This is a genomic window from Janthinobacterium sp. SUN128, assembly GCF_030587275.1.
Lineage (GTDB): Bacteria > Pseudomonadota > Gammaproteobacteria > Burkholderiales > Burkholderiaceae_D > Janthinobacterium > Janthinobacterium lividum.
This window is the reverse complement of sequence record NZ_JAPWHY010000001.1, coordinates 830,757-856,011: the sequence shown is the minus strand read 5'-3', so window position 1 is coordinate 856,011 and position 25,255 is coordinate 830,757. Positions and strand designations below refer to the sequence as shown.

Genomic DNA, 25,255 nt, shown 5'->3' with positions numbered 1-25,255 from the left:
GCAGTGCATGCGCCTGTCGGACTGCGCAAAATCGCGTGCCGCGCTATGCTGCACGCCATACCGCTCACTTCGGAGGTCGCATGCACACCGCATTTCCCCGGGTCGCCGCCGCGCTGGCCCTGTCTTTCGCCAGCATGGCCTGGGCCCGCGATGCCGCCATCGCGCCAGCCCCCGTCCTGAGCGCGCGCCAGCAGGCGCTGATGGCCACCGTCGTGGGCAGCGCCGCCCAGCCGCGCATCCTGCAGGTAAGCCTCGATGAACTGCATCCGACCCAGCCGGCCATCGGCTACGACCAGGTGTACTACAAGCTGGGACGCTATGCGGCCGAGGAAAAACGCATCGCCGACATCGCCAAGCCAAAGAAATTCGCCGACCTGTGCGAAGCCAATGGCCAGGGCGACGTCTTGCCCGGCACGGCCAATGTGGCCGGCGCCACCCTGGCCGCGCCACCGGCCGGCTACCGCTGCAAGGCGGCCGTGGGCAGCCGTCCCGACGACATGAAGACTGTCGTCATCGGCCCGCGCGGCACCGTGTACCTGACCGATGGCCACCACACGTTTTCCACTTTCCGGGATGCCGATGGCGGGCGCAATCATCGATTGAAGGTCTGGGTCAAGGTCAGCGACAATTTCAGCGCGCTGGGCGAAGCGGCCTTCTGGACGCGCATGCGCGAAGAGAACAAGGTGTGGCTGAAAAACGGCCAGAACCAGGCCATCACGCCGCAGCAGCTGCCGTCCGCCATCGGCCTGAAGGCCCTGGGCGACGATCCGTACCGCTCGCTCGTCTACTTTACGCGCGGGATCGGCTACGAGCCGCCCGACAAGGCCACGGAATTCCTCGAATTCTACTGGGCCGACTGGCTGCGCCGCAAACCGGCGCTCAACCTGGAACGTGCCGATCTGCTTGATCCCGCCGCGTATGCCAGCGCCATCCTGCTGGCCGCGCAGGCGATGGTGGCGCTGCAACCGGCGGAGATCGTCAGCGGCGGCAAGCGCGCGGCGGACCTTGGCGCGCTGCGCGAAATCGACCACGCAGCATTCGACGAACTGACCGAAGACAAGGGCAAGCTGGGCTACGCCATCGGCTACCGCAAGTCGCTGCCGCGCCAGTAACCTCCCGGCGTGTCATCATCCTGACATCTGCGCCCGCTAGCATGTCGGCACTTTTCAGGCCGACATCACGGGACACCATGTACAAGCATAATATCCGCCGCAGCACCCGCAGCACCTTGGCCATTGCCATCGCCTTCGCGCTGGGCGCCAGCCTGGCCGCCTGTGGCGGTAATGACTACCGCGACACCACCACGGCGCCCGTCGCCCCGGTGGAGCCCGTCGCCCCCGCACGCATCCTGAACGTGGTAGCGGCCACCGGCAAGGCCGTGGCGAATGCCTCCGTCACCGTGCTCGACGCCGGCAAGAATGCCGTCGGCAGCGGCACCACGGACGCGAACGGCAAAGCGGCCATCACCCTGTCCGCCACGGCGAAGGCGCCCTTCCTCGTCTCCGTCACGCCGGCAGGCGGCACCACCCTGTACGCACTGTCGCTGAAGGAAAGCGCCGTCAACCTGACGCCGCTCACCTCCGTCATCGCCATGCAGCTGCTGGGCAGCATCCCGTCGAGCGCATCCCCCGCCAGCCTGGCCGCCATCGATGCGGCACGCCTGCAAACGGCGCAGACGCAGCTGGGCACGGCCCTGGCGGCGCCCCTGCAAACCCTGGGCATGGCGGCCAGCTATGATTTCATCAATGGCCCCCTGACGCCGAACAGCAAGGACCCGGCAGACGTCCTGCTCGACAACCTGCAGGTAAAACAGAACGGCACGGATATCGACATCGTCAATGCCAGCGGCAGCATCGTCGCTCAGATCATCGACGGCGGCGCACCGCTCGCCACCGGCAAGAGCGTGCTGGAAACGCCGCCCGTGCTCAGCGCGCGCCAGCAAGTCCTGGCAGCCACGGCTGCCGGCACCGATGCGGCGCCCGTCTTCCTGCAAGTGTCGCTCGACGAACTGCACCCCACGCAACCGGCCATCGGCTACGACCAGGTGTACTACAAGCTGGGTCGCTATGGCGCGGAAGACCTGGTCATGGCCAAGACCAACAAGCCGAAGAAATTCGCCGAACTGTGCGAAGCCAACGGCCAGGACGACGTGGTAAGCAAGACGGCCAACGTGGCCGGCGCCACCCTGACCAATCCACCGTCGACGTTCCAGTGCAAGGCCGCCGTAGGCACCAAGCCGGGCGACATGAAGACCGTCGTCATCGGCCCGAACGGCACCCTGTACCTGACGGACGGCCACCACACGTTTTCCGCCTTCCGCGACGCCGACAATGGCCAGAACCATCAGCTGAAGGTCTGGGTCAAGGTGACGGACAATTTCAGCAAGCTCAATGAATACGATTTCTGGGCGCAGATGAAGAAGGTCAACAAGGTCTGGCTGAAGGACGGCGGCAACAAGGCGATCGCCACCAGCCAGCTGCCCGCGTCCATCGGCTTGAAGTCGCTGGGCAACGACCCGTACCGCTCGCTCGTCTACTTCACGCGCGACGCTGGCTACGTGGTGCCGTCGACGGCCACGGAATTCCTCGAATTCTACTGGGCCGACTGGCTGCGCACACAGGCCGGCATCGACCTGGCCAAGACGGATACGCGCGACGCCGCCAGCTACATGGCCACCATCAAGAGCGCATCGACGGCGATGGTCGGCCTGAAGGCGAATGATATCGTCAGCCGCGGCGTGACGGCGCAAACCCTGGGCTGGACGGGCGTCTTCAGCCAGGCGGCGCTGGACGACCTGGCCACGCCAACGGGCAAGCTGACCTACTCCATCGCGTACAAGAAATCGCTGGCAAAGTAAGCGCACCGGCGTAAACAACAACGGCCCGCTTGTCACCAGGACAAGCGGGCCGTTTTTATGGCGACAACGCTTAGGCGATGCGTTCACCATTCTCCGGATCGAACAGGGCCGCTTTCGACAGGTTGAACGACAGCTGCATGGTCTGCCCCGGCAGCACGGCTTCGCGCGGGTGCGTGCGGCAAGTCACGGCGGCGCCGTTCAGGCGCGTCGTCAGCAAGGTATCCGGGCCGGTCGGCTCGACCAGGTCGATCAGGCAACCGAGTTCCTGGCCCACGTCGCCGTGCGCGCTGCTCATGTCCGTGATCTGCTCCGGGCGCACGCCCAGGATCACGTCGCGGCCCGCATAGCTGCGCAGTTTGTCGGCCGCGAACGGCAAGGCCAGGCGCATGCTCTTGCCCGCGTTCTCGATGGCGACAAACACCTCGTTGCCTTCGATGACAGGCTTGACGGTGATGAAGTTCATCGATGGCGAACCGATGAAGCCGGCCACGAACAGGTTGGCCGGATTGTCATAGATTTCCTGCGGCGTGCCCAGCTGCTGCACCACCCCATCCTTCATGACGGCGATCAGGTCGCCCATGGTCATCGCCTCGATCTGGTCATGCGTGACGTAGACGATGGTGGCCTTCAGGCGCTGGTGCAGCAGCTTGATCTCGGCGCGCATTTCCACGCGCAGCTTGGCGTCCAGGTTCGACAGCGGTTCGTCGAACAGGAACAGCGACGGCTTGCGCGAAATGGCGCGGCCCATGGCGACCCTCTGGCGCTGTCCGCCCGACAGCTGCGCCGGACGACGGTCGAGCAAATGCGTGATCTGCAGGGTTTCGGCGACGCGGGCGACGATTTCTTCCTGCTCCGCCTTCGGCACTTTTTTCACGTTCAAGCCAAACGCGATGTTTTCGCGCACCGTCATCGACGGGTACAGCGCGTAGGACTGGAACACCATGGCGATGTCGCGGTCCTTCGGCGGCAGGTCGTTGACGACCTTGCCGTCGATGAGGATTTCGCCCGACGTGACACTTTCCAGGCCGGCCACCATGTTGAGCAAGGTCGACTTGCCGGAGCCGGAGCCGCCGACGAGGATCAGGAACTGGCCATCCTTGATCTCGATGTCGATGCCCTTGAGGACTTCGACGCCATTCGTGTACACCTTGCGGATGCTGCGTATCGATAAACTGGACATATTCTTTCCTTAACCTTTGACTGCGCCTGCGGTCAGACCGCGCACAAAATAACGGCCTGCGACCAGATAGACCAGCAGGGTCGGCAGCGCGGCAATCACCGCGGCCGCCATGTTGACGTTGTATTCCTTCACGCCCGTGGACGTGTTGACCAGGTTGTTCAAGCCCACCGTGATCGGCTGCGAATCGCCGCTGGCGAAGACGATGCCGAACAGGAAGTCGTTCCAGATCTGCGTGAATTGCCAGATGATGCAGACGACGAAAATCGGACCCGAAATCGGCAGCACGATCTTGCGGAAGATCAGGAAGAAGCCGGCGCCGTCGATGCGCGCCGCCTTGATCAATTCTTCCGGCACGCCGATATAGTAGTTACGGAAGAACAGGGTCGTGAACGCCGTGCCATACACCACGTGGACGAAGACCAGGCCGGTAGTCGTATTGGCCAGGCCGAATTCGCCCAGCAGGCGCGCCATCGGCAGGATCACCACCTGGAACGGAATGAAGCAGCCTACCAGCAAGGCGGCAAACAGGATTTCCGAACCGCGGAAGCGCCAGTGTGCGAACACATAGCCGTTGAAGGCGCCCAGGAAGGTCGAGATCAGCACGGCGGGAATCACCATCTTGATCGAGTTCCAGAAGAACGGCTGCATGCCGTCGCAGGTGACGCCCGTGCAGGCCGAGGACCAGGCCTTGGACCAGGAATCGAACTGCCACACGTGCGGCAAGGCCAGCAGGTTGCCGCTGCGGATCTCGTCGAGCGACTTGAACGACGTCGACAGGGTCACGTACAGGGGCACGATGTAGTACACCGCAAACAGAATCAGCAGCAGGTATACCACCACCCGTCCGAGGGTGAGGCGATTATTGCGGGTAGGTGTCATCTCATCGCCTTTGCGCTGCGCGTTTCCAGGTACATCAGCGGCACGAGCACGGCCACGATGGTGGCCAGCATCATCATTGCCGATGCCGAGCCCAGGCCCAGCTGGCCGCGGGTGAAGGAAAACTGGTACATGAAGATGGCCGGCACGGACGACGAATTGCCAGGTCCGCCAGCCGTCAATGCGATGACCAGGTCGAAGCTCTTGATCGCGATATGCGCGAGGATCAGCAGCACGCTGAAGAACACGGGTCGCATGGCGGGAATCACGATGCGCCAGTAGATCGTCGGCAGGGACGCGCCATCGACTTGCGCCGCCTTGATGATTTCATCATCGATGCCGCGCAGGCCGGCCAGGAACAGCGCCATGACGAAGCCCGACGATTGCCACACGCCGGCGATCACCACCGTGTAGATAGCCATGTCGGAGTTCACCAGCCAGTCGAAGGTAAACGAGGTCCAGCCCCAGTCGTGCATGACCTTTTCCAGGCCCAGGCTGGGATTGAGCATCCATTTCCAGGCCGTGCCCGTGACGATGAAGGACAGCGCCATCGGATACAGGTAGATGGCGCGCAGCGCGCCTTCGGCGCGGATTTTCTGGTCCAGCAGGATGGCCAGGAACAGGCCGATGGCGATGCTGCAACCGATGAACAGGACACCAAAGATGCCGAGGTTCTTGAGCGAGGTCCACCAGCGCTCATTATCGAACAGCTCGTAGTATTGCACCAGGCCGGCGAACTCGTAGTTCGGCATCAGCCGCGATTCGGTCAGCGACAGCCAACCGGTCAAAAAGATAAAACCATAGACGAATACCAAGCTGGCGATGAGCGTGGGGCCCAACACCATCTGCGGTATCCATCGGTCGAATTGCTTGCGTATGGACATAGGACAGCCGTAGAAGTAGAACTGCGTGTGGCGCCGGCCTGGTCGAGCGCCAGGGCGGACGCCTGCGATGCATGCGATGCAGCGGGCGCCGGCGGGAGTGCCGGCGCCGTCGTGATTACTTCACTTTTGCCGCTTTGGCCAATGCTGCAACCGCGTCTTTCGAGCTCATGTTGGTGTTCATGAACTTGGCGATGACGTCGGTCACGGCGCCTTGCGTGGCCGATGGCAGCGCCATGCCGTGGGCGAACGATGGCACCAGGCCGCCGGTCTTGTTGGTGGCGTCCATGTCTTCCATCGATTTCAGGGCGCAAGCGTCAAACTTGTCCTTGGAAACTCCGGAACGCACAGGGATGGAACCCTTGTTCAGGTTGAAGATCGACTGGAACTTCGGATTCATGATGGCGTTGGCCAGGGCGATCTGCCCCTTCTTCGCATTCGCATCCTTTTGCGTGAACATGGCAAACGAATCGATATTGAAGGTGTAGGCCTTGTCCGTGCCAGGAGCTGCCACGCACAGGTAGTCCTTGCCCGGCACCTTGCCTGCGGCCGTGAACTCGCCCTTGGCCCAGTCGCCCATGAACTGGAAGCCGGCCTTGTTGTTGATGACCATGGCGGTGGCCAGGTTCCAGTCGCGGCCTGCCGCATCCTTGTCGATGTAGGTTTTCACCTTGCCCAGGGTGTCGAACACCTTGAGCATGGTCGGGCCGGTCAATTCCTTCTGGTCCAGCTTGAGGATGGCCTTTTTGTAGAACTCCGTGCCGCCCACGCCCAGCGCGACGGATTCAAACACGGTGGCGTCCTGCCAAGGCTGGCCGCCGTGGGCGATCGCGATGCCGCCCGATTTCTTGATTTTCTCGGCCGCGTCGAAGAACGCATCCCAGGTGGTCGGAGTGGTGGCCACGCCGGCTTTTTTCAGCACTTCCGGGTTGACCCACATCCAGTTGACGCGGTGGACATTGACGGGAGCGGCGACGTAGTGGCCCTTGTATTTCATGATGTCGGCGACGACTTTCGGCAGCACGGCATCCCATTTTCCTGGAATGGCGGCATCATCGATATTCGCCAGCACGCCTTCCGCGCCCCATTCCTGGATCGATGGGCCCTTGATCTGGGCGGCCGTTGGCGGGTTGCCGGAAATGACGCGGGTTTTCAGCGCGGTCGCGGCGTTTTCGCCAGCGCCACCGGCCACGGCGAAGTCTTTCCAGCCAAAGCCGCTTTCTTTCACGATTTGCTGCAACTGGCCCACGGACTTCGCTTCGCCGCCGGAGGTCCAGTAGTGCAACACTTCCACGTCGGTCGCAAAGGCGCTGCCAGCGAATGCCAGGGTGGTCAATGCGGCCAGTTGGGTAATCTTGAATTTCAGTTTCATCTCCACATTCCTTTTTTGATCAAGCTTTTAGGGGGCTTCGGCATACGGGGGCCGAAAAAGGTGAAATCTGCGCCTGTACCGGCGCTCTTGTACTCAGACCCGCTTGCAAACGGGCATCATCTTGGTGTAAAGACGGCGCCGTGATCCATGAAACGACTACATTGCATTTATATCACGGGACGGCGCCAAAAACGCATCCGCGAAGGATGCGCCAGGTTGATTTAGACTTACAACGCCTGCTAACTTAGAACCAGGTTTCCACTTGGAAACCGTAAGAAGTGCCGCTGGTATTGTTGTTGTAGATCGGGCCGCCGTTGTTCGACGCATTGACCGAGGCGGTGGCCGCATCGTTCCATTTGCCGTACGTCACGAAAGCGCGCAGTTCAGGACGCGACCACAGGCCAGGACCGGCCGAGATAGTCGGCGCGATAGTCAGCTTGGTCAGGCGCTTGGCTGGCTGGCCGCCCGATTGCGTCACGCGGTCCGTGCCCAGTTCGCCCACCAGCTTGAAGTTGTTGGTGAATGCGTACACAGGACGCACGCCGACCGAGGTCCAGGTCGAGGAACCGGCGGCGGTCGATTCGTCTTTTTGCCACAGGGCGACGAATTCCATGCCGAAGTTTTCCATCGGCTGGATCGCCATGTCATTGAAGACGCGCGTGCGCTTGCGGTCAGAACCGTAGGAAGTGCTGCCCGAGGCGCCGAACTGTCCGTTGCCGTCACCGCCAACACCAGGGCCGACGCCGTACTGCACGCCGAAGGTGTTGCCGCCGCCGAAGACTTTGCCTTGACGATGGAATGCCGACAGTTGCCAGCCGTTATGTTTCGGGCCGTAGATGTCGTTGTCCTTGCCTTCGGCCGTGATGATGGTCGCGGCCAGGTCCAGGGTGCCATTTTCATTGACGGGAATTTCGCCGTAGATGAAGTTCTGGCGCACGGCGGAACGGGTGCCGGTGATGGCGCCAGTGTTCTTGTCGCGGGCATTGATGTCGTTGTCCTTGAAGAAGGCATACGAGAATTTACCCGGGCCAACAGGAATGCGGTCCAGGCCGGCGCCCGTGCCGTTCATGTTGATGTATTGCAGATCCAGCATGTGGATGTCAGGACGGTAGTAGAAACGCTTGCCGACCCAGGCCGTGCCGCCGTTCAGGAAATCGAGTCCCTGCGCTTCGACATAGGCCTTGACGATGCCCAGCTTGTTGTCGCCGAAATCCGAGTTTGGCGCATAGGCGTTGACCCAGATGGTGGCCAGGTAGTTCACGCCGCCGGACTTGGCAACAGACTTGGTGTAACCGAATTCCGTGTAGGCGTCGCACTCATTGCCCAGACGATATTTCATGGTATTGCCACCCAGGCCGAAGCAGCCTTGCGAACCGCCGTCGCCCGACGTATTGCTGCCGGCGCCAGCGCGCAGGTAGCCGTGGAAGCCTTCGGAGTCGGATGGGTACATAGGGTCGGCGGCAGCGGAACCGCTGGCGATGGCCAAGACGATGGCAGCTGGCAGTGTCTTCAACACGGCCTTCAACATGGTGCGATGCAGCATGGTAAGTCTCCTCAGTAATTTATTTTTTATCTAGTCATTCGTGGCCGAATGTACTGGCCAGAATTCTTTCCAGCAGGGACATAGTAACTATACTACGAACAAATATCAACATATTATGTTGTAATCCTACGACTACTCTGCGACACTTTATTTGCGCAGGGATTTGCCGGTTGACCGCCCTGATTTTTCAGCTGGCGCCGCCCGTTTCCGGCGCTGCGTGCAAGCATTTGCGCGGGTGCCCCGCATTTTTCGGCACGCGGCACGTATACGAATTAAAATCCTTGGTTTTTGCCATAACGACAGTGCGCCGCCATGACAGCGCACGCAAACGAGACTAGGCACCGCCATGAAAATTGATGAAAAAATGGAAGTAGCAGGCAGCGATCCGGCGGAGCGATTCAGTGAAGGGCCACGCCTGCTGGCCGACATCGGCGGCACCAATGCCCGCTTCGTGCTCGAGACGCGCCAGGGCCACCTGGAAGCGGTGGCCGTGCTGCCCTGCGACGACTACGCTTCGCTGCTCGACGCCATCACCGCGTATATGGATAGCAGCGAGGCGCGCGCCGCCGGTTCGGCCCGCGTGCGCCATGCGGCCATCGCCATCGCCAATCCCATCGACGACGACACTATCCGCATGATGAACCATCACTGGTTCTTCTCGATCGAGGCCATGCGCGCCACGCTGGGCCTCGACACCCTGCTGGTGGTGAATGACTTCACGGCGCTGGCCATGGCCCTGCCCTATCTGCGGCCCGACCAGCGCCTGCAGATCGGCGGCGGCATGGCGCGCGCCGACAGCGTCATCGGCCTGCTCGGTTCGGGTACGGGCCTGGGCGTGTCGGGCATGATCCCCGCGGAAGACCGCTGGATCGCGCTGGGCAGCGAAGGGGGCCACGTCAGCTTCGCGCCCTGCGACCAGCGCGAGATGGACGTGCTGTCCTTCGCCTGGCGCGAACTGTCGCACGTCTCGGCCGAACGCCTCGCCTCCGGGCGCGGCCTGGAACTGATCTACCGCGCCCTGTCCGAACGCGCCGGCAAGCCCGACGCGCTGCCGCTGCTGGCAGCCGAAATCACCAGCCGCGCCCTGAACAATGAATGCGAAGTGTGCCTCGAAGCGGTGGACTGTTTCTGCGCCATCCTCGGCTCCATCGCCGGCAACGTGGCCATGACCCTGGGCGCGCTGGGCGGCATCTATATAGGCGGGGGCATCGTGCCGCGCCTGGGTCCTCTGTTCGAGCAGTCGCAGTTCCGCGCCCGCTTCGAGCAAAAGGGCCGCCTGAACGACTACCTGGCGCAGATCCCCACCTTTCTGATCACGGCCGAACTGCCGACGTTCCTCGGTATCGCCGCCATCCTGGCGCAAAAGCTCAAGCGCGCCCATTCCGGCGCGCCCGTGCTCGAATCCGTGCGCCAGGCGCGCGGGCGCATGAGCCCCTCGGAATGCAAGGTGGCCGACTGGGTGCTGAAGGAGCCGAACGCCATGCTGACCCTGCCGATTGCGGAAATCGCCCAGAGGGTCGGCGTGAGCCAGCCGACCGTGATGCGCTTTTGCCGCTCGATCGGCGTGCAGGGCCTGGCCGACTTCAAATTGAAGCTGGCGTCCGGCCTGACGGGCGGCGCCATCACGGTGGCCCACTGCCACGTGGAGATCTCGGACTCCGACGCCGAACTGGCGCGCAAGGTATTGGGCAATAACGCCTCGGCCGCGCTGGCCATGCGCGACATGCTCGACGTGAAGGCGCTGACGGCGGCCATCGAGCTGCTGCGCGGCGCGCAGCGCGTGGAGCTGCTGGCCGTGGGCAGCGCCCGCGTGGTGGCCGACGACATGCAGCACAAGCTGCTCAACCTGGGCATCGTCAGCAGCTTCTTTGCCGATCCGCAGGCGCAGGAAATGAGCGCCGCCATGCTGAAACCGGGCGACGTGGCGCTGGTCATTTCCCGTTCGGGCGCCCTGCCCGACCTGCTGCGCACCGTCAAGGTGGCGCAGGGCTGCGGCGCGCGCGTGCTGGCGATCACGGCCAGCGGTTCGCCGCTGGCCAAGCTGGCCGACGTGCTGCTGACCTTGAACCACCCGGAAGGCAATCTCAATTTCGTGCCCATGATCGTGCGCCTGCTGCAGCTGATGATGCTCGATATCCTGTCCGTGGGACTGGCGCGGCGCGACACGGCGCAGCGCACCAGCGCCGCCGAACTGGAAGAAGGCCAATTGCACGGCATGCGCATCAGCGGCAAGCTGAAGTTCGGTGGCCACCTCGAATAAGGCGGCGCACGCCGCCCCCGATACCGCCAGCGGCGCCACCGTGCATGACGTGGCGCGCGTGGCCGGCGTATCGGCCATGACGGTATCGCGCGTGATCAATGGACGCAGCAGCGTCAGCGCGGCCACGCGCGACAAGGTCGAGGCGGCGATCGCCAGCCTGCGCTATCAGCCCAACCTGGCGGCCAGGGCTGCCCGCACGGGCACCCTGCGCATCGGCCTGTTGTACAGCAATCCGAGCGCGGCCTTCCTCAGCGAATTTTTAGTTGGCGCCATGGATCAATGCCGCCAGGGCGGCGGCCAGCTGCTGCTCGAACGCTGCGAAGACCTGGACAGCCAGCGCGCCGGCATCGATTGCCTGGTGGCGGCCGGCGTGGACGGCATCCTCGTGCCGCCGCCCCTGTGCGATTCGCCGGAAGTGCTGGCGCAACTGAACCAGATGGGTATCCCGGCCATCGCCGTGGCCACGGCGCGCCCCTCGCCCGGCGTCTCGGCCGTGCGCATCGACGACTACGAAGGCGCCCTGGCCATGACGCGCCACCTGCTCGCACTGGGCCACCGCGACATCGGCTTCATCGAAGGCGATCCCGCGCACACGCCCGCCCTGCTGCGCCGCCAGGCCTTCGAGGACGCCATGCGGGAAGCCGGCTTGCAGGTGCCGCCGCACAGGGTCGCGCAAGGCTATTTCACGTATCGCTCGGGACTCGACGCGGCGCGCCGGCTGCTGGCGCAGAAACCGCACCCGAGCGCCATCTTCGCCAGCAACGACGACATGGCCGCCGCCACCCTGGCCGTGGCGCACGGCATGGGCTTGCAGGTGCCAGCGGAATTGAGCGTGTGCGGCTTCGACGATACGCCTGTCGCCAGCACCGTCTGGCCGGAGCTGACCACCATCCACCAACCCATCGCCGACATGGCGCGCGCCGCCGTCAATCTTGTCATCGACGAGATACGCCAGCGCCGCGCAGGGGAAACCGTGCCAACCACGCATCACTTGATGGAATTTACCCTGATAGAGCGGGCATCGTCGGGCAGGCATGCGCCGACGGCCGCAAAGGGGCAGCGCAAACCTTGACGCTGCCAGAGCAGGCGATGGCCGCCACGCGCCTTGTCGACGCGCCCGGCCCTACACCGCCTCGATCAAGGCGGGGCTGCCGATGGAAGTGACGGCATAACCGTTGCGGCCAGCGCTTTTTGCCTTGTAGAGCGCCGTATCGGCCGCCGTCAACATTGCCCCTGCCGTCGTATCGCCCCGGGCGCAGAACGCCAAGCCGACACTGGTGGCGACATGCAGAGCGATGCCGCCGCAATCAAAGTGCACGACCATCTCCTGCACGATTTTCTTGCCCAGTATCGCAAGCTCGGACTGATCCGTCAGTTGTTCAAAAATGATGACGAACTCGTCGCCGGCAAGGCGCGCCACCGTGTCCGAGGCCCGCACGCAAGCTTTGAGCCGTTTGGCAAATTCAATCAATACCAGGTCGCCGATACCATGCCCATATGTATCATTTATTTTTTTAAAATAATCGATATCCAGATAGGCCAGCGCCAGACCCGTATCAGCGCGGCAGGCGCGCGTCAATGCCGCGGCCAGCGCCTCGTCAAACATGCGCCTGTTGTGCAGGCCGGTCAGCATGTCAGTGCGCGCCAGAGCAGCGAGGTTGCTCTCCGCAGCTTCCCTCTGCAGCGACAGCGCATAGAATGCACGGCTCAGCTTTCCGAACTCGTCTTTGCGGGCGATATCGAAAACCGCAATATCGGCATTGCCTGAGCGTATGCTCGCCACATGCCGGCCCAGATCGCCCAAGGGGCGCAAGAGCAGCAGCACCGCGAGCCAGCCGGCGCAACTGGCCAACAAGGCGACGCCTGACGAAGCAATGATGACTTTGGCATAAATATCGGTGATCGGTGTGAATGCCTCGCTTTCGGGGTAAACGGCGCCGATGATCCAATCGGCAGCGCGCAAATGCTTATACGTGATAATTGCCTGCACGCCCAGCTTGGTTTTACCCTGCGTCCAACCATCGAATCCACGCAATGCGGCCAAGGTGGAAGGCGTAACCCCACCCTTTTCTTCGCTCACCCGTTTCAGGACGCGCTCCGGGTCAGGATGGTGGAGAATCGTGCCGTCGTGGGTCAACATGAACAGATAACCGCTCTTGCCCGGCTTGAGCTGCTCCCACTGGCCGAAAAATGTCGGGCTTTGCAAATTGATACCGCCAGCGATCATATACCGCAATGTACCGGCTTCGTCATAGATCGGTTCGGTTACCAGCACAATGGGCTTGCCCGACAGCAGGCTCTTGAATGGACGCGATATCACGCCCTCCCTGGCTTTGACGGTATCGATAAAATATTCCCGCGTGGCGAAATTGAGTGTGCCGACCACGCGCCGGTCATTCATGCTGGCAATCAATGTTCCCGTAGCATCAAAGGCGACGAGATTAAAAAATTCCTCGCGCAGGGTTGGATGATCTTCAATATATGCCTGCATCCGCTGCGGATGTGCATACACGTCCGCAGGTAGCCCTTCCCCCAGCACCCTGAGCAGTGCTTTCTTCGCATTCAAGTCGTCGTCGATATATGCCGCCGCGCTGGCCAGCAAGGCATATTGCTGGTTGCCGATGACGGATGCCATCTGCCCCTGCGCGACAGACAGCGATGTGAGCGCAACAGAGCCCGTCGCGCACAGCACCAGCACGCCCACGAGCACAGCCATCTTGAATTTGAAGCTCCTGGGATTGAAAAATTTCCAGATCTTATGCATGCGGACTTCCTTCTCAGCACCCATGCTCTGTAAAGCGCACAGATCCGGCCAGGCGGCGCCATGCATGGCACCGGGCGGAACGGCATATTTTTCAGCGAATGCCGTGGAGCCTGGTCCCGCAGATGAATACAGTTCCCAGGACAGGCTCTTGGCATGGCAAGAGAGCAAAGCTTACGCCTATTCTGGCAAAAAGGGCGCCCTGGCGCCCCTTAATACACACTGCATACCCACATCATCCCAATATAGTGCTCTCCAGCAACGATTCCACCAGTTGCACCGACGGCGGTGCGCCGCCGGCGGCCAGGCAGGCGCCCGCACCCGCCGCGACGGCAAAGCGCAAGTGCTGGCCGCCGTTGGCATCGGGCCGGTACATCAGGCTGTACAGCAAGCCGCCGATGCTGGCGTCGCCCGCCCCCACCGAATCGACCACCTCGATGACGGGCGGTGCCGCCTGCCATGTCTGTTCGCCCTGGTACAGCGCCGCACCCTGCGCGCCGCGCGTATACAAATACGTGGCTTGCGGATTCCAGCTGCGCAGCATGGCAAACGCGGCATCGATGTCGTCATGGCGGAACAGGCCCGCCAGGTCTTCATCGGACACCTTGATCACGTCGGCCAGCTGCGTCATGCGGCGCAGGGTGGCGTCATAGCGTTCATCCATCATGATGCGGAAGTTCGGGTCGTAGCTGATCTTCACGCCAGCCGCCTTGAGCTCCTGCGCCAGCGCCACCAGCTTGCCCGCCAGCGGTTCGCGCGCCAGGCTGATGCCGCCGAAATGCACCCATTGCGCCCCCTGCATCCAGCCGGCCGGCAAGAGCGACGCGTCGAAATGCAGGTCGGCGCTGTCGTCGCCGATGAAGTAATAGGTAGGCGGATGCAGTTCATGCACGATGGCCAGCAGCGGCGACTTCGCATGGCGCTGCAAAAACCGCATGTCCAGGCCCGCCACGTCGGTCGCCTGCGCCAGAGCGTCGCCGAAGACGTCGAGGCTGACGCCGCCCGCAAAGGCGCTGGGCACGCCCAGGCGCGCCATCACGCGCGCCACGTTCCAGGTCGAGCCGCCCACCTGGCTGTTCCAGGAGTCCGCGCCCGTGCGCAGCATGTCCGTCAGCGCTTCGCCGGCCGACACAAAAGCGGGGAAAGAGGGAAAAGCGGTGGCGCTCATGCGGCACCGCCAATCACGTTCAGCACTTCATAGCAGGCGCCCATGGTGTGGTAATCGGTCTTGCCGGCCGGGCTTTTCTCGTTGCTGATCTTGCCGTTTTCCGGCGTCAGAATGCGGTACCAGGCGCCGTGCTCATGGTCGACGAAGTGCGTCCAGCTGTACTCCCAGATCTTGTCATAGCTTTGCCAGTAGGCCTCGTCCCCGGTGCGGGCGGCCAGCACGGCGGCGGCGGCGAAGCTTTCCGCCTGCACCCAGAAATATTTGTCGCCATCGCAGATCTCATCGTGCGGGCCGAAACCGTAGTGGATGCCGCCATGCGCGCCATCCCATGCCTTGGCCAGGGCCATGTCGTACAGCGCGCGCGCGCGCGGCAGCAGCCAGTCGGACGGACCGGCCATGAACCGGCTGTGGCGCTCCATGATCAGCAGCAGCTTGGCCCATTCCGTGAAGTGGCCAGGCTGGTAACCCCACGGACGGAAGATATTGCTCTTGTCGTGCAGGTTGTAGTCCCAGTCGATCGACCAGTCGGGCGTGTAGTGCTCCCAGATCATGCCGTTCGCCAGACCCGCCTGACGGACCGTGATGTTGTGCGCCAGGGTTTCGGCGCGGTGCAGATATCTCGCTTCGCCCGTCGCCTCGAACGCGGCCAGCATGGCTTCGCAGGCGTGCATGTTGGCGTTCTGGCCCCGGTAGCCGTCCAGGGTGGACCAGTCGGCGCTGGCCACGTCCGCATACAGGCCGTGTTCGGGCAGCCAGAAGCGCTGCTCCATCAATTCGAAGGTCTCGTCCAGATACGCGCGCGCTTCCGGCACGCCCGCCTGCAAGGCGTGGGCATAGGCCAGCAGCACGAAGGCCAGGCCGTAGCAGTGGTTGGCGCCGTCTTCCACCGTTTTGACGCCGTCTTTCCACGACAGTTGCCAGGCATAGCCGCCCGTGGCCGGGTCGCGGTGCACGTCGCGCAAAAAGGCCACGCCGTGGCGCAGGGCCGCCTGGTAATCGTCGCCGCCGAAGTGGCGGTAAGCCATGGCGTAATTGAAGATGAAGCGCGTGCTGCTGACCAGATGGCGCGTGCTGGCGTCGTACACCGTGCCGTCATCGAGGAAGAAGTGATAGAAGCCGCCGCTCGGGTCAACAGCGCGCGGGTGATAAAAATTCATCGTGTGCAGGATATGCTTTTCAAGCGTCGCCTTGGAGCGGAAATCGGGATTCATGGGTCTCTCATGATATTGTTATCGATAACAATGATGATAGCATGCCGTCCTGACTCCGTCATGCCCGCTCAGGGAGTCTTGGCCAGCCTGAGCTTTTCGCGCCACAGTGCCGCCTGCGCCGGGTCGGCCGCCTGTTCCAGCTCGCCCTGATCGTACACCTTGACCAGCCGTTCGATGGCTTCCGCGTCGCCCTGCTTCGCCGCCAGCAGGTACAGCGTGAACGGCGTGGGCGCCGGCCCTTGCCGGGTGGGGCCGCCACGGCCCTGTTCCAGCAGCCGCGCAAAACCCGTCTGTCCCGGCGGACTTTTGGCGATGGCCGCCATTTCATACCAGCCCAGGGCCGCCTCGTCGCTCTGCGGCACGCCCTGCCCCACTTCATACGAGTACGCGACATTGTTCAAGCCGGGCGGGTCGAGCGCCTTGGCCGCCTTCATGTACCAGGTGAACGCTTCCTTGCGCTGCGCCTCGTCCTCGGCCGTCATCATCAGGCGGTAGCCGATTTCATTGTAGGCATAGATAAAGCCGTTTTCGGCATAGAACTTCAGCCAGTGCAGCGCGTGCGCCTGTTCTGCCGGGCTGCTGTGGATATTTTCAAAGTGCATGGCCAGCGTGAAGTTGGCCAGCTCCACGCCTTGCGCGGCGCCCTTGCGCGACCAGTATTCGCCCAGCTTGCGGTCGATGTCCATGCCCTGCCCCAGCGTGTAGGCCACGCCGAGGAAAGCCTGCGCCGGACCATAGCCGCCTTCGGCCGATTTCCGCATCCACGCCAGGCCGGCGTCGACGTCGCGCGGCGTGCCTTCGCCGCCGTGCAGCATCTGCGCCAGCTCCAGCTGGGCGGCCGTGTCGCCCCCTTCCGCAGCCAGGCGCGCCTTCCCGAAGGCGGCCACCTTGTCCGGCGACAGGTCGGCGGGACGGTCGATCACGGCCCGCACCCTTGCGCGCATGTCGTCGAGGCCGGACATATCGAATTCGGCCAGCGCCGGATGCTGGCGCGGTGCCTTGGTGGACGCCGGCTGCGCCAGTACGGGCTGCGCCAGGGCGAGGCTCAATACAAACAGCATGGTTCTCATTTCTTTTCCTTCTCGGCCAGCTTGCCGCGCCACTCGGCCGCGTCTTCGGCATTCGCAGTCTGTCCCAGTTCGCCTTTGACATACACCTCGATCATGCGCCGCATGGCAGGCAAGTCGCCGCTCCACCCCGCCCGCTCGTACCAGACCAGGGCCCACTTGTCCGACTGCGCCACGCCGAGGCCCAGCTCGTGCGCGCGGGCCAGGTTGCGCATGCCGGCCGGCTCATTTTCACGCGCCGATCTGGAATACCAGTGGAAAGCCTCGGCGCGATCCTGTTCATCGACGGCTGCGCGCATCAGATGCTCGCCCAGCGCATTGTAGGCGGGCACAAAGTGCTGCTCGTTCGCCGCCGCCTTCAGCCAGGTGATGGCCAGCGCCTGCTCCTCGGCGCTGCTGTCGCCATCGATGAATTCCAGCGCCAGGATGGTTTGCGCCTCTGCATTGCCCTGCGCCGCGCCCTTGCGCAGCCAGTATTCGCCCTGCACGCGGTCGATGGGCACCTTGCCACCCAAGGTATAGGCCACCCCCAAAGCCGACTGTGCCGGTGCATAGCCGCCTTCGGCCGACTTGCGTATCCAGGCCATCGACTGCGCCGTATCTTGCGGAGTGCCGACACCCAGCTGCAGCATGCGCGCCAGGTCCAGCTGCGCCTCCACGTCGCCCGCTTCGGCCGCGCGCCGGGCCTGCTCAAACTCGGCGATGCTTTCCGGGCTATGGCTAGCCGCATCAGCCCTCGCCTTGATGGCGATCAGCTGCAGGTCGAGCAAGGTGGGCGAGGTCTGGGCCAGGAGCGGCAACGGCAGCAGGAAAGGAATCAGCAAGAGGAATTTCTTGGGCATGCGGCGGTGTCGGAAAGAAGAAAACACGCATGGTAGCCGATGCCATGCCAGACAGGCGCGCACTGCACAAGAAGTTTGACAGGGCAAGCCGGCAGGCTTACATTGCACGAGCCCACCACTTACACAGGAATGCCATGAACCGCCTCGCCACAACCGCCTTGACCCTGCTGCTCGCCGCAGCCTCCTTGGGCGCCAGCGCCGCCGACACCCAGCTGGCCGGCTGCGCCGCCAAGCGCGAAAGCATCCGCAGCGAATTGCTCCAGGCGCAGGAACAGGGCCTGTCCGACAAGGTCGCGGGCCTCACGCGCGCGCTCGACGAAGTCAACGCCCACTGCCGCGACAGTACCCTGGTCGAACGCCACAACAAGAAGATCGTCAAGGCGCAGGCGAAGGTGAACCAGACGGAGCGCTCGCTGCGCCTGGCCCAGGAAGCCAACAAGGAGCCGAAAAAGATCGCCAAACTGGAAGGCAAGCTGGAAAAAGCCAGGGCCGAGTTGGCGGCCCTGCAGGCGCAACAGCCCTGACCAAAGCCGCGACTACCCTGCCGCCTCCAGCGCGATGCACGTCGTGCAGACATATGCCAGGCGCAAGGCTTCAGGTGCGCGCGGCGCGCTGACGTAGGCCGCCAGCAGGCCGGCCGGCAAGTCCAGGCCCAGCGCACGCAAGGTGGCACCATGCTGCGCCAGTTCGCCGGCCAGTTCGGCTTCCAGTCGTGGGCGTCCGCTACGCGCCTGCAGTGCGAGAAGGTCGAGCACCTGGACCAGCACCCGCGATGCCGCCGAGGCTTGCGGCGGTATGGACGGCGCCAGGCTGGTGCCTCCAAGGCTCTTGAAAAAGCGCGCCAGCGCCGACGGCAGCTTGCCCGCATCGATCTCGAAATCGAGCGATACCACGCGCAGCTTGCCATTCTTGGCGATGAGCAGCGTCACCGGTTGCCAGCCACCTGAGTCGTCGCGCGCGCGGCTGGCCAGCACGGCCCGGATATCGGCGCCATCCGCCACGGCCGCCTGCAGCCGGGCGATGCGCGGACGCAGGGCCGGCACTGCCGGTATCTGCAAGTCCAGAACGTCGCCGCAGGCATCGAACACCTGCCAATCGAGCCGCTGACCTACTTCGTCAAGCTGCGGCCGCGCCACGGCCGCCGGACGCAGCACCACGCAATCGATGGGATCCGGCGCCAAACCGACGCTGTCACTCATGAAGGCAGCCAGTGCCGTCCAGTCGTCAAAACCCAGGCGCTGCCAGCGCGCATCGTCGAGCGCCCACAGTGGCGCCGCACTGGCGCGCACCTGGCTGTCCATGGCCAGGCGCCCATCCTCGGCCCAGGACGCGCCTGCCAACCGCAAGCCCGCCTCGCAAATATGCCGGGCGCTGCCAGCGCCCTGCCACAGGCTGCTCGCATCCCATGCCGATTCGCGCGTAAACGAGCGGTCGCTGGCGTCGGGCCGCGCCAGCACAGCCTGCACGATCCGTCCCTCGCCCTCCTCTGCATGCTGCCAGAACGACAAGGTCAGACCGTGCGCGCCGCCGCGCGTTTCCCACCAATACGCGCCCAGCGGCAGCAGGTCCAGGGGCGCATCTCCGGCCGCATCAAAGCTGCGCCGCGCCTGCCCGCGCAAGCGCTGCAATAGCGCACCAGACGCGTGTTCGAGCGCCGCGCACAAGGCGCAGATGGCCGCCATCTCGTCAAATGCCTGACGTTCGCTGGCGTGGTAGTCGCGCCGCACGAGCAGGTCCAGCGTACCGCCGAGGCCACGCAGCATGGCGGCAAGGCGGGGCAGACTTTCAGTGCGCGCCGACATGGTCAGCGCGCGCAACTGGCCAGCGGCAATCGCGCTGGCATGCGACAAGCCATTGTCGTACAGTTCACCGAGCAAACGCCGCACCTGGGCCAGGAACACCAGTTCGGACGTACTCATCCCTGGCGCTGCGTCGGCAGGCGCCATCGCCAGGCCTGCCGGCCAGGCAAACTCGCGGCCATGCTTGCGCCAGACACAGGCCAGCGCATACAGGTGCAGCGCCTTGCGGATGGCGGCCGGCGTATCGGACACCATGGCCTCGACCCCGGCGCCGCTCAGATAGCTGCAGCCCAGTTTCAACAGGGGCAACTCGATCTGCAGCCGCGCATTGACGATGGTGATGTCCGCCTGGTCGCCTTCAGCCAGCCAGGCCAGCGCCTGGCGCACCGCCGGCTTGCCAGCCTGCTTGCACACGGCGGCGCTGTCGAGCGCCAGCACTTCGTCCTGCACGCTGGCTGGCACCCCGTCCTGCGCGCTGTCTTGCGGCAGTTCGCGCAGCCACACGGCGGCGGCCAGGATATGCTTGCAGATGCCGGGCGCCGGGCAATCGCAACGGCCCTTCTGCGGCCCCCCCGCATCGAGCGACACATGCTGGCCGTCGGCGACCAGGGCGCCGCCCGCGTCAGCCTGCCAGCCCACCTTGCCCGCCTCGACATCTTTCAGGGCGCGGCGCAGCAGGCCTGCGTTGGCCAGCGTCGCCAGGCTGTCGTCGTCAAAGCTGCGGTACACGGCGTGCCAGCTCATCCCATCACCCCGGCCAGCCATTCGGCAAAGTGCTGCGGCGTCAGTGCCGCCACGTGCATGCCCTGATCCGCCAGGCGCTGCGCCATGCCGTGGTCATACGCAGGCTGCGCGCGCTCGTCGAGCGCGGCCAGGCCCAGCAGGGTGACGCGCGACTCTGCCATGCGCCTGAGCGCCGCCAGCAACGGCCCTGGCGGCGCGCCCTCCTCGAAATCGCTGATCAGGGCCAGTACCGTGCGCTGCGGATTGCTCACCAGTTGCTCGCAGTACTGCACCGCGCGGCCGATATTCGTGCCGCCGCCCAGCTGCACCGTCAGCAGCACCTCGACCGGGTCGGCGGCAAGGTGCGTCAAGTCCACCACGCTGGTGTCGAACACCACCAGCCGCACGTTGACCGCCGGCAGGCCGGACAGGATGCCGGCCACCACCGCCGCATAGATCACCGAATCCATCATCGAAGCGCTCTGGTCGACGCACAGGATGACGTCCCACGGCAGGCTGCGCTTGACGCGCGCGTTGAAGATGGGATGCGCAATGAGCAGTCGGCGGCTGGCCATATCGTAGTGTTTCAGGTTGGCGGCAATGGTCGCGCGCCAGTCGAAATTCTGCGTGCTCTTCATCTGCGTGCGGCGAAAGCGATTGCGCCGCCCCACCACCGCGTTGACGAAATCCTTGCGCAGGCGCTCGGTGATTTCCTCGACCACGCGCCGTATCACCGCGCGCACCGCGTCGTGCATGTCCGCGCCGAGCCGCCCGCGCATGCCGATCAGGGCGCGCGCCAGCGCCTGGTTCGGCTCCAGGCTGGCCAGCACCGCCGGATCGCGCAGCAAGCCGCTCAGTTCATAGCGCTCGATCGCGTGGCCCTGCACGCGCTCGTAGACATCCTGCGGAAACAGCTTGCGCGCCTGCGCCAGCCAGTCGATGGCGCGCAGCTGGCTGGGGTCCAGCGAACCACCGCCGCCGGCGCGCAGCATACCCTTGCGCTCATACTCGCGGCCATACAGGTAATCGAGGCTGGCATCGAGCCGGCCATCATTGTCAGACCAGGCCGCGCCCTGCAGCGGCTGCGCGTAGCGCCCCAGTATCAGGCGCCAGCGGCGCAGCAACGCCTGATTGTCCAGATTCTCAGCCATGCGGCTTCTCCGTAGAAATATCCAGCCAGCCGGACAGCGCGTCGCGCTCCAGGCAGGCGGCCAGCGCCGCGTTCAGGCGGCCGCCGGCCAGCATCTCGTCTTCGCTGACGTCGCAATGAAATTCAGCCTGCAAGGCGTCCGGCGCGGCGCCGTTCAGCACCGCCAGCGCCTCGGCAAGGTCGCTCGTCTCCTGCGGTTTCAAACCCGTGAAGGCCAGGCGCAAATCGGGCAGATAATGGATGAAACTGGCCTCGTCCCAGCTGCCGACCAGGGTGTTGAAGCTGCGCCGCAACCCCGGCTGCGTCAGCAGCAATTCAGGCGCGGCGGCCATCAGGCCCGACAGGAAGCGCACGGCATCCTGCGGCGTGGCGCCGGCGCCGAAGCGCTGTTCCAGCAAACGCGATAAATCCTGTTCGCCCCAGGCGCCATCGAGGAACAGCAGCGCGGCGGCGGCGCCGCAGATGCCGGGCGCGCAGTGGCGCGTCGCCGTCAGGGCGTGCAGGCGCTGGTGCAGGTCGCCGGCCTCGAAGGCCAGGTCCGCCTCGTGCGCAGGCAAGGCGCTGCGCGCGGCGCGGCCAAATTCGCGCAATGCCAGCAACTGCCCCACTTGCTCGCTTTCCCCTTCCATCCCCGTATCGGCCAGACCGGACAGCAGGAATAGCGCGGCCGGCCAGACGCGCCGCATCAGCGCCAGCACGCCAGGATGCTCGCGCACACCCAGCGGCTCGCGCGCGCGCCACAGGGTCACCAGCGCATGGCCGCAGGCGACGACGGAGGAGAAATCGGCATCGTCATCGAGATGGCGCGACAACAGCGCCAGCAGGCCGGGCAGACGTTCATGCAATCCCACCACGCAGGCACGCACCAGCAGGGCGGCGGCGCTGCCGGCCGAACGGGCCTGGCCCGCGGCGCCCAGCGCCTGCTCTTCGCGCAGCAGCCGCGCCAGCGCCACCTCGGCCAGGGTGGCGCCATCGGCGGACAGCTCGATCAGGCGCGCTTCGACCAGCGGCGTCCACGCATACGTCCATTCCTCGAACAGCAGTTCCAGCCGGCTGCCGGCCATGAAATCCGGGCCGCCCTGCCAGCGCGCCAGGCCCGTATCGAGATACTGCATCAGATGAAAGAACCGGCTGCGCCGGCGGTGGCGGTCCTTACGGTACAGGTCCAGCCGCGCCAGCCGCGTGTCGCCGTCGTCCAGCCGCAAGCCGTGACGATGCGCAGCCAGGCGCGCATCCACCACCAGCGGCGGCGAACCGGCCGACGGCGGCACGTCGCCCAGCCGGCTGCCCGTCATCTGGCGCCGCACATCGTCGAACAGGCCCTGCATGCCGTCGTCGATGGCGCCCTTGACAAAGCAGGAAGCCATCGCGTCAAGCACATCCTGGCGGCCTGGCCCCGCATGGCCGCGCAAGGCCGCCAGCCTGGCCGCCTGCAGCACGGCCGCCTGTACCTCCGCCGTGGAAATACGCTCCTGCAAGCCGCGCGCCCGGCTGTGCCTTGCCAGCATGGTCAACTGGTCCACGGCGACGGCAAGCTGATGATCGCCGTCCGCCGGCGATTGCAGGGCGTCCCAGACGGCCTGGTAATAGGCGGGCGCCGGCATGCCCGCGCCATAGCCATTCAGGGCATCGAGCCGCTCGAAGCTGTAGCGTATCAGCCAGCTGGGGCTGGCGGCGGCCGGCACGGCGTGGGCGGGAGCGGCGGCGACCAGTTCGATCAGCGCGCTGGTATGAAAGCCGCCGGTGACCACCACCACGGGGCCTTCCACCTGCTTGCGCCAGCGGGCGATATGCGCCGCCATGTGGCGTTCGCGCGGCAGGCTGCCCTCCGCTTCCAGCACCGCCGGCTCGTAATCGAGACGGGCCATGGCGCAGTAGGAAAACACGTCGCCAAACATGCTGCGCCAGTCCGCCAGCGCGGCGCGCGAACGCGCTTCGAACAGGTGATCCCACAATTCGTCCTGGTCGCGGCAGCCGGCGCGCGCGGCCAGGGTATTCAGATAGGTGCTGTGTGCCAGGTAGCGCTCGGCCATCAGGCTGCGCGCCTCGGCATCGTCCTGCGCGTCTGCCCTGCCCGCGCGCGCCTGCCACGGCAGGTCGATGAAGGCCAGCTGCGCCTGCGCGGCCGCCCCCTCGCGCAGCGCCACCCATTCAGGGCTGTAATCGCAAAACGGGAAAAACGCCGATGCCGTGCGCGCCCCTTCTTCGCCTGCCGCCGGCGTCTGGCACAACAGGGCCACGGGCGGGCGCGTGCGTTCGTCCAGCAACAGGGGCAGCATGTCCGTGAAGCCTTCCGGCCCCTCGATCAGCACGGCGGCCGGGCGCAATTCGCGCAGCATGGCCTGCAATGCATGGGCGCACGCCGGGCTATGGTGGCGCACCGGCGCGAAGTACAAGCCATGCTCGAACAGCCTGGCGCGCGCGGCAGCCACGCCGGCCGGCAAGTCCGGCTGCACTACAGCCATAGCTTGCGCGCCGCGTCGCCGAAGCTTTTCCACAGATCGTCGCGGCGGCCGCGTTCGCGCACCACCGTGTCGAAATAATGGCGCACGCGCTTGAGGTCATCGGCGTTGTCCTTCAGGACCACGCCCTGCAACTGGTTGGCCAGTTCGCGCGGGCGCAAGGTGCCGTCGCCGAAATGCAGCGCCTCGAGCGAGGCCGCATAGACCAGGTTGACCGCCTCGGCGCTCGACATCACCGCCTCCGGCGTCTTGATGGCCGTGCCTTCACGGGTCTGTCCGGCGCGCAGTTCCTGGAACGTGGTCACCAGCAATTCGACCACGTCACGCCCGACAACGACGGCGGCGCCGATGGCGTCCAGTTCGCGCTGCAGCTGCTGCATCACCAGCTCGACTTCGAAACCATGGTCGCAGATCGGCTTGACGGTTTCGAAGTTGAAGCGGCGTTTCAGCGCCGACGACATTTCATGCACGCCGCGGTCGCGCAAGTTGGCGCTGGCGATGATATTGAAGCCGCGCCGCGCGTGCACGCGCGCGTCGCCACCCAGTTCCGGAATCATCAGCTGCTTTTCCGACATCAGTGAAATGAGCACATCCTGCATCTCGGGCGCGCAGCGCGTGATTTCCTCGAAGCGCACCAGCTTGCCCGCCTCCATGGCCTGGAACAAGGGCGACGGCACCAGTGCGCGCCGGCTCGGCCCTTCGGCCAGCAGCAAGGCGTAGTTCCACGAATACTTGATATGGTCTTCGGTGGTGCCCGCCGTGCCCTGGATCGCCAGCGCGGAGTCGCCGCTGATGGCCGCCGCCAGCAATTCGGACAGCAGCGACTTGGCCGTCCCCGGTTCGCCCACCAGCATCAGCCCCTGATGGCCCATCAGGGTGACGATGGCGCGGTCGACCAGCGGATCGTCGCCATAGAATTTGCGGCTCACTTGCAGCGCCGCGTCGCCAAGGATGAAGCGGCGCACCGCGCGCGGCGACAGCTGCCAGCCCTCCGGGCGCGGCTCGGTATCGGCCGCTTTCAGGCGTTCCAGCTCGCTCGCGTAGCGCTGTTCGGCGCTGCGGCGCACCACCTGGCTATCATCATGTTGTTCCGTCATCATTGT

Annotated in this window: 19 protein-coding genes; 5 read left to right on the top strand and 14 right to left on the bottom strand. The window is 64.7% G+C overall.

Annotated elements, in window-relative coordinates; translation table 11 throughout:
* Nucleotides 1–80: 80 nt before the first annotated feature.
* The gene (locus O3297_RS04025) at nucleotides 81–1,112 is read left to right on the top strand and encodes a ParB/Srx family N-terminal domain-containing protein (protein ID WP_305047823.1); all 1,032 of its coding nucleotides are present in this window, start codon (nucleotides 81–83) and stop codon (nucleotides 1,110–1,112) included.
* Nucleotides 1,113–1,189: 77 nt separating this feature from the next.
* Nucleotides 1,190–2,857 carry a ParB-like protein gene (locus tag O3297_RS04020; RefSeq protein ID WP_305047822.1) on the top strand — a complete coding sequence of 556 codons (1,668 nt, stop codon included), beginning with the start codon at nucleotides 1,190–1,192 and terminating at the stop codon, nucleotides 2,855–2,857.
* 70 nt (nucleotides 2,858–2,927) lie between these two features.
* Here O3297_RS04020 and O3297_RS04015 read toward each other — a convergent pair whose 3' ends face one another.
* The 5 genes from O3297_RS04015 to O3297_RS03995 form a co-directional block, all read right to left on the bottom strand.
* Nucleotides 2,928–4,037, bottom strand: a complete 1,110-nt coding sequence (locus O3297_RS04015) for an ABC transporter ATP-binding protein (RefSeq protein ID WP_070279178.1) — start codon at nucleotides 4,035–4,037, stop codon at nucleotides 2,928–2,930.
* Nucleotides 4,038–4,046: 9 nt separating this feature from the next.
* Nucleotides 4,047–4,916: a carbohydrate ABC transporter permease gene (locus tag O3297_RS04010; RefSeq protein WP_034777933.1), complete on the bottom strand. Its 870-nt coding sequence runs from the start codon at nucleotides 4,914–4,916 to the stop codon at nucleotides 4,047–4,049.
* Complete coding sequence (locus O3297_RS04005) at nucleotides 4,913–5,797, bottom strand: carbohydrate ABC transporter permease (RefSeq protein WP_034777935.1); 885 nt, start codon at nucleotides 5,795–5,797, stop codon at nucleotides 4,913–4,915. The genes O3297_RS04010 and O3297_RS04005 overlap by 4 nt, the downstream gene beginning before the upstream one ends.
* 115 nt (nucleotides 5,798–5,912) lie before the next feature.
* Nucleotides 5,913–7,166 (bottom strand): ABC transporter substrate-binding protein, encoded by a 1,254-nt coding sequence (locus O3297_RS04000; protein WP_035817882.1) that lies wholly within the window; start codon nucleotides 7,164–7,166, stop codon nucleotides 5,913–5,915.
* A 244-nt stretch (nucleotides 7,167–7,410) separates the two neighbouring features.
* Complete coding sequence (locus O3297_RS03995; RefSeq protein ID WP_052140684.1) at nucleotides 7,411–8,709, bottom strand: carbohydrate porin; 1,299 nt, start codon at nucleotides 8,707–8,709, stop codon at nucleotides 7,411–7,413.
* A gap of 346 nt (nucleotides 8,710–9,055) precedes the next feature.
* Here O3297_RS03995 and O3297_RS03990 point away from each other — a divergent pair, with 346 nt between their 5' ends.
* Both O3297_RS03990 and O3297_RS03985 read left to right on the top strand, forming a co-directional pair.
* Complete coding sequence (locus tag O3297_RS03990) at nucleotides 9,056–10,969, top strand: glucokinase (RefSeq protein WP_070253665.1); 1,914 nt, start codon at nucleotides 9,056–9,058, stop codon at nucleotides 10,967–10,969.
* The gene (locus O3297_RS03985) at nucleotides 10,953–12,041 is read left to right on the top strand and encodes a LacI family DNA-binding transcriptional regulator (RefSeq protein ID WP_305047821.1); all 1,089 of its coding nucleotides are present in this window, start codon (nucleotides 10,953–10,955) and stop codon (nucleotides 12,039–12,041) included. The genes O3297_RS03990 and O3297_RS03985 overlap by 17 nt, the downstream gene beginning before the upstream one ends.
* A gap of 51 nt (nucleotides 12,042–12,092) precedes the next feature.
* Here the strand turns inward: O3297_RS03985 and O3297_RS03980 are convergent, their stop codons facing one another.
* From O3297_RS03980 to O3297_RS03960, 5 genes are all read right to left on the bottom strand, one after another.
* Entirely contained in the window at nucleotides 12,093–13,733 is a 1,641-nt protein-coding gene (locus O3297_RS03980) for a sensor domain-containing diguanylate cyclase (RefSeq protein ID WP_191909660.1), read from the bottom strand.
* A gap of 232 nt (nucleotides 13,734–13,965) precedes the next feature.
* On the bottom strand, nucleotides 13,966–14,898 hold the full coding sequence (locus O3297_RS03975) for a carbohydrate kinase (RefSeq protein ID WP_305047820.1): 933 nt from the start codon (nucleotides 14,896–14,898) through the stop codon (nucleotides 13,966–13,968).
* Entirely contained in the window at nucleotides 14,895–16,109 is a 1,215-nt protein-coding gene (locus tag O3297_RS03970) for an AGE family epimerase/isomerase (RefSeq protein WP_305047819.1), read from the bottom strand. Before O3297_RS03970 ends, O3297_RS03975 begins: the two co-directional genes overlap by 4 nt.
* A gap of 68 nt (nucleotides 16,110–16,177) precedes the next feature.
* Nucleotides 16,178–17,179 carry a tetratricopeptide repeat protein gene (locus tag O3297_RS03965; RefSeq protein WP_305047818.1) on the bottom strand — a complete coding sequence of 334 codons (1,002 nt, stop codon included), beginning with the start codon at nucleotides 17,177–17,179 and terminating at the stop codon, nucleotides 16,178–16,180.
* Nucleotides 17,176–18,018 carry a tetratricopeptide repeat protein gene (locus tag O3297_RS03960; protein ID WP_305047817.1) on the bottom strand — a complete coding sequence of 281 codons (843 nt, stop codon included), beginning with the start codon at nucleotides 18,016–18,018 and terminating at the stop codon, nucleotides 17,176–17,178. The genes O3297_RS03965 and O3297_RS03960 overlap by 4 nt, the downstream gene beginning before the upstream one ends.
* A gap of 134 nt (nucleotides 18,019–18,152) precedes the next feature.
* On the opposite strand from O3297_RS03960, the gene O3297_RS03955 reads away from it, so the two are divergent.
* Nucleotides 18,153–18,542: a DUF1090 family protein gene (locus O3297_RS03955; protein WP_305047816.1), complete on the top strand. Its 390-nt coding sequence runs from the start codon at nucleotides 18,153–18,155 to the stop codon at nucleotides 18,540–18,542.
* 12 nt (nucleotides 18,543–18,554) lie between these two features.
* On the opposite strand, the gene O3297_RS03950 is transcribed toward O3297_RS03955, so the two are convergent.
* From O3297_RS03950 to O3297_RS03935, 4 genes are read right to left on the bottom strand one after another with little or no spacing between them, the layout of a single operon-like run.
* Nucleotides 18,555–20,561 carry an SWIM zinc finger family protein gene (locus O3297_RS03950; protein WP_305047815.1) on the bottom strand — a complete coding sequence of 669 codons (2,007 nt, stop codon included), beginning with the start codon at nucleotides 20,559–20,561 and terminating at the stop codon, nucleotides 18,555–18,557.
* The gene (locus O3297_RS03945; protein ID WP_070279172.1) at nucleotides 20,558–21,691 is read right to left on the bottom strand and encodes a VWA domain-containing protein; all 1,134 of its coding nucleotides are present in this window, start codon (nucleotides 21,689–21,691) and stop codon (nucleotides 20,558–20,560) included. The genes O3297_RS03950 and O3297_RS03945 overlap by 4 nt, the downstream gene beginning before the upstream one ends.
* Nucleotides 21,684–24,155 (bottom strand): DUF5682 family protein, encoded by a 2,472-nt coding sequence (locus tag O3297_RS03940; RefSeq protein WP_305047814.1) that lies wholly within the window; start codon nucleotides 24,153–24,155, stop codon nucleotides 21,684–21,686. Before O3297_RS03940 ends, O3297_RS03945 begins: the two co-directional genes overlap by 8 nt.
* Complete coding sequence (locus O3297_RS03935) at nucleotides 24,146–25,252, bottom strand: AAA family ATPase (RefSeq protein ID WP_305047813.1); 1,107 nt, start codon at nucleotides 25,250–25,252, stop codon at nucleotides 24,146–24,148. Before O3297_RS03935 ends, O3297_RS03940 begins: the two co-directional genes overlap by 10 nt.
* Nucleotides 25,253–25,255: the final 3 nt, after the last annotated feature.

What these genes read in the sequence shown, in the direction of transcription:
- O3297_RS03995 (WP_052140684.1), bottom strand. Translation starts at nt 8,709, where the DNA reads ATGCTGCATCGCACCATGTTGAAGGCCGTGTTGAAGACACTGCCAGCT.
- O3297_RS03975 (WP_305047820.1), bottom strand. Translation starts at nt 14,898, where the DNA reads ATGAGCGCCACCGCTTTTCCCTCTTTCCCCGCTTTTGTGTCGGCCGGC.
- O3297_RS03935 (WP_305047813.1), bottom strand. Translation starts at nt 25,252, where the DNA reads ATGATGACGGAACAACATGATGATAGCCAGGTGGTGCGCCGCAGCGCC.
- O3297_RS03980 (WP_191909660.1), bottom strand. Translation starts at nt 13,733, where the DNA reads ATGCATAAGATCTGGAAATTTTTCAATCCCAGGAGCTTCAAATTCAAG.
- O3297_RS03960 (WP_305047817.1), bottom strand. Translation starts at nt 18,018, where the DNA reads ATGCCCAAGAAATTCCTCTTGCTGATTCCTTTCCTGCTGCCGTTGCCG.
- O3297_RS03970 (WP_305047819.1), bottom strand. Translation starts at nt 16,109, where the DNA reads ATGAATCCCGATTTCCGCTCCAAGGCGACGCTTGAAAAGCATATCCTG.
- O3297_RS04025 (WP_305047823.1), top strand. Translation starts at nt 81, where the DNA reads ATGCACACCGCATTTCCCCGGGTCGCCGCCGCGCTGGCCCTGTCTTTC.
- O3297_RS03950 (WP_305047815.1), bottom strand. Translation starts at nt 20,561, where the DNA reads ATGAGCTGGCACGCCGTGTACCGCAGCTTTGACGACGACAGCCTGGCG.
- O3297_RS03965 (WP_305047818.1), bottom strand. Translation starts at nt 17,179, where the DNA reads ATGAGAACCATGCTGTTTGTATTGAGCCTCGCCCTGGCGCAGCCCGTA.
- O3297_RS04015 (WP_070279178.1), bottom strand. Translation starts at nt 4,037, where the DNA reads ATGTCCAGTTTATCGATACGCAGCATCCGCAAGGTGTACACGAATGGC.
- O3297_RS03990 (WP_070253665.1), top strand. Translation starts at nt 9,056, where the DNA reads ATGAAAATTGATGAAAAAATGGAAGTAGCAGGCAGCGATCCGGCGGAG.
- O3297_RS04000 (WP_035817882.1), bottom strand. Translation starts at nt 7,166, where the DNA reads ATGAAACTGAAATTCAAGATTACCCAACTGGCCGCATTGACCACCCTG.
- O3297_RS03940 (WP_305047814.1), bottom strand. Translation starts at nt 24,155, where the DNA reads ATGGCTGTAGTGCAGCCGGACTTGCCGGCCGGCGTGGCTGCCGCGCGC.
- O3297_RS03945 (WP_070279172.1), bottom strand. Translation starts at nt 21,691, where the DNA reads ATGGCTGAGAATCTGGACAATCAGGCGTTGCTGCGCCGCTGGCGCCTG.
- O3297_RS04010 (WP_034777933.1), bottom strand. Translation starts at nt 4,916, where the DNA reads ATGACACCTACCCGCAATAATCGCCTCACCCTCGGACGGGTGGTGGTA.
- O3297_RS04005 (WP_034777935.1), bottom strand. Translation starts at nt 5,797, where the DNA reads ATGTCCATACGCAAGCAATTCGACCGATGGATACCGCAGATGGTGTTG.
- O3297_RS03955 (WP_305047816.1), top strand. Translation starts at nt 18,153, where the DNA reads ATGAACCGCCTCGCCACAACCGCCTTGACCCTGCTGCTCGCCGCAGCC.
- O3297_RS04020 (WP_305047822.1), top strand. Translation starts at nt 1,190, where the DNA reads ATGTACAAGCATAATATCCGCCGCAGCACCCGCAGCACCTTGGCCATT.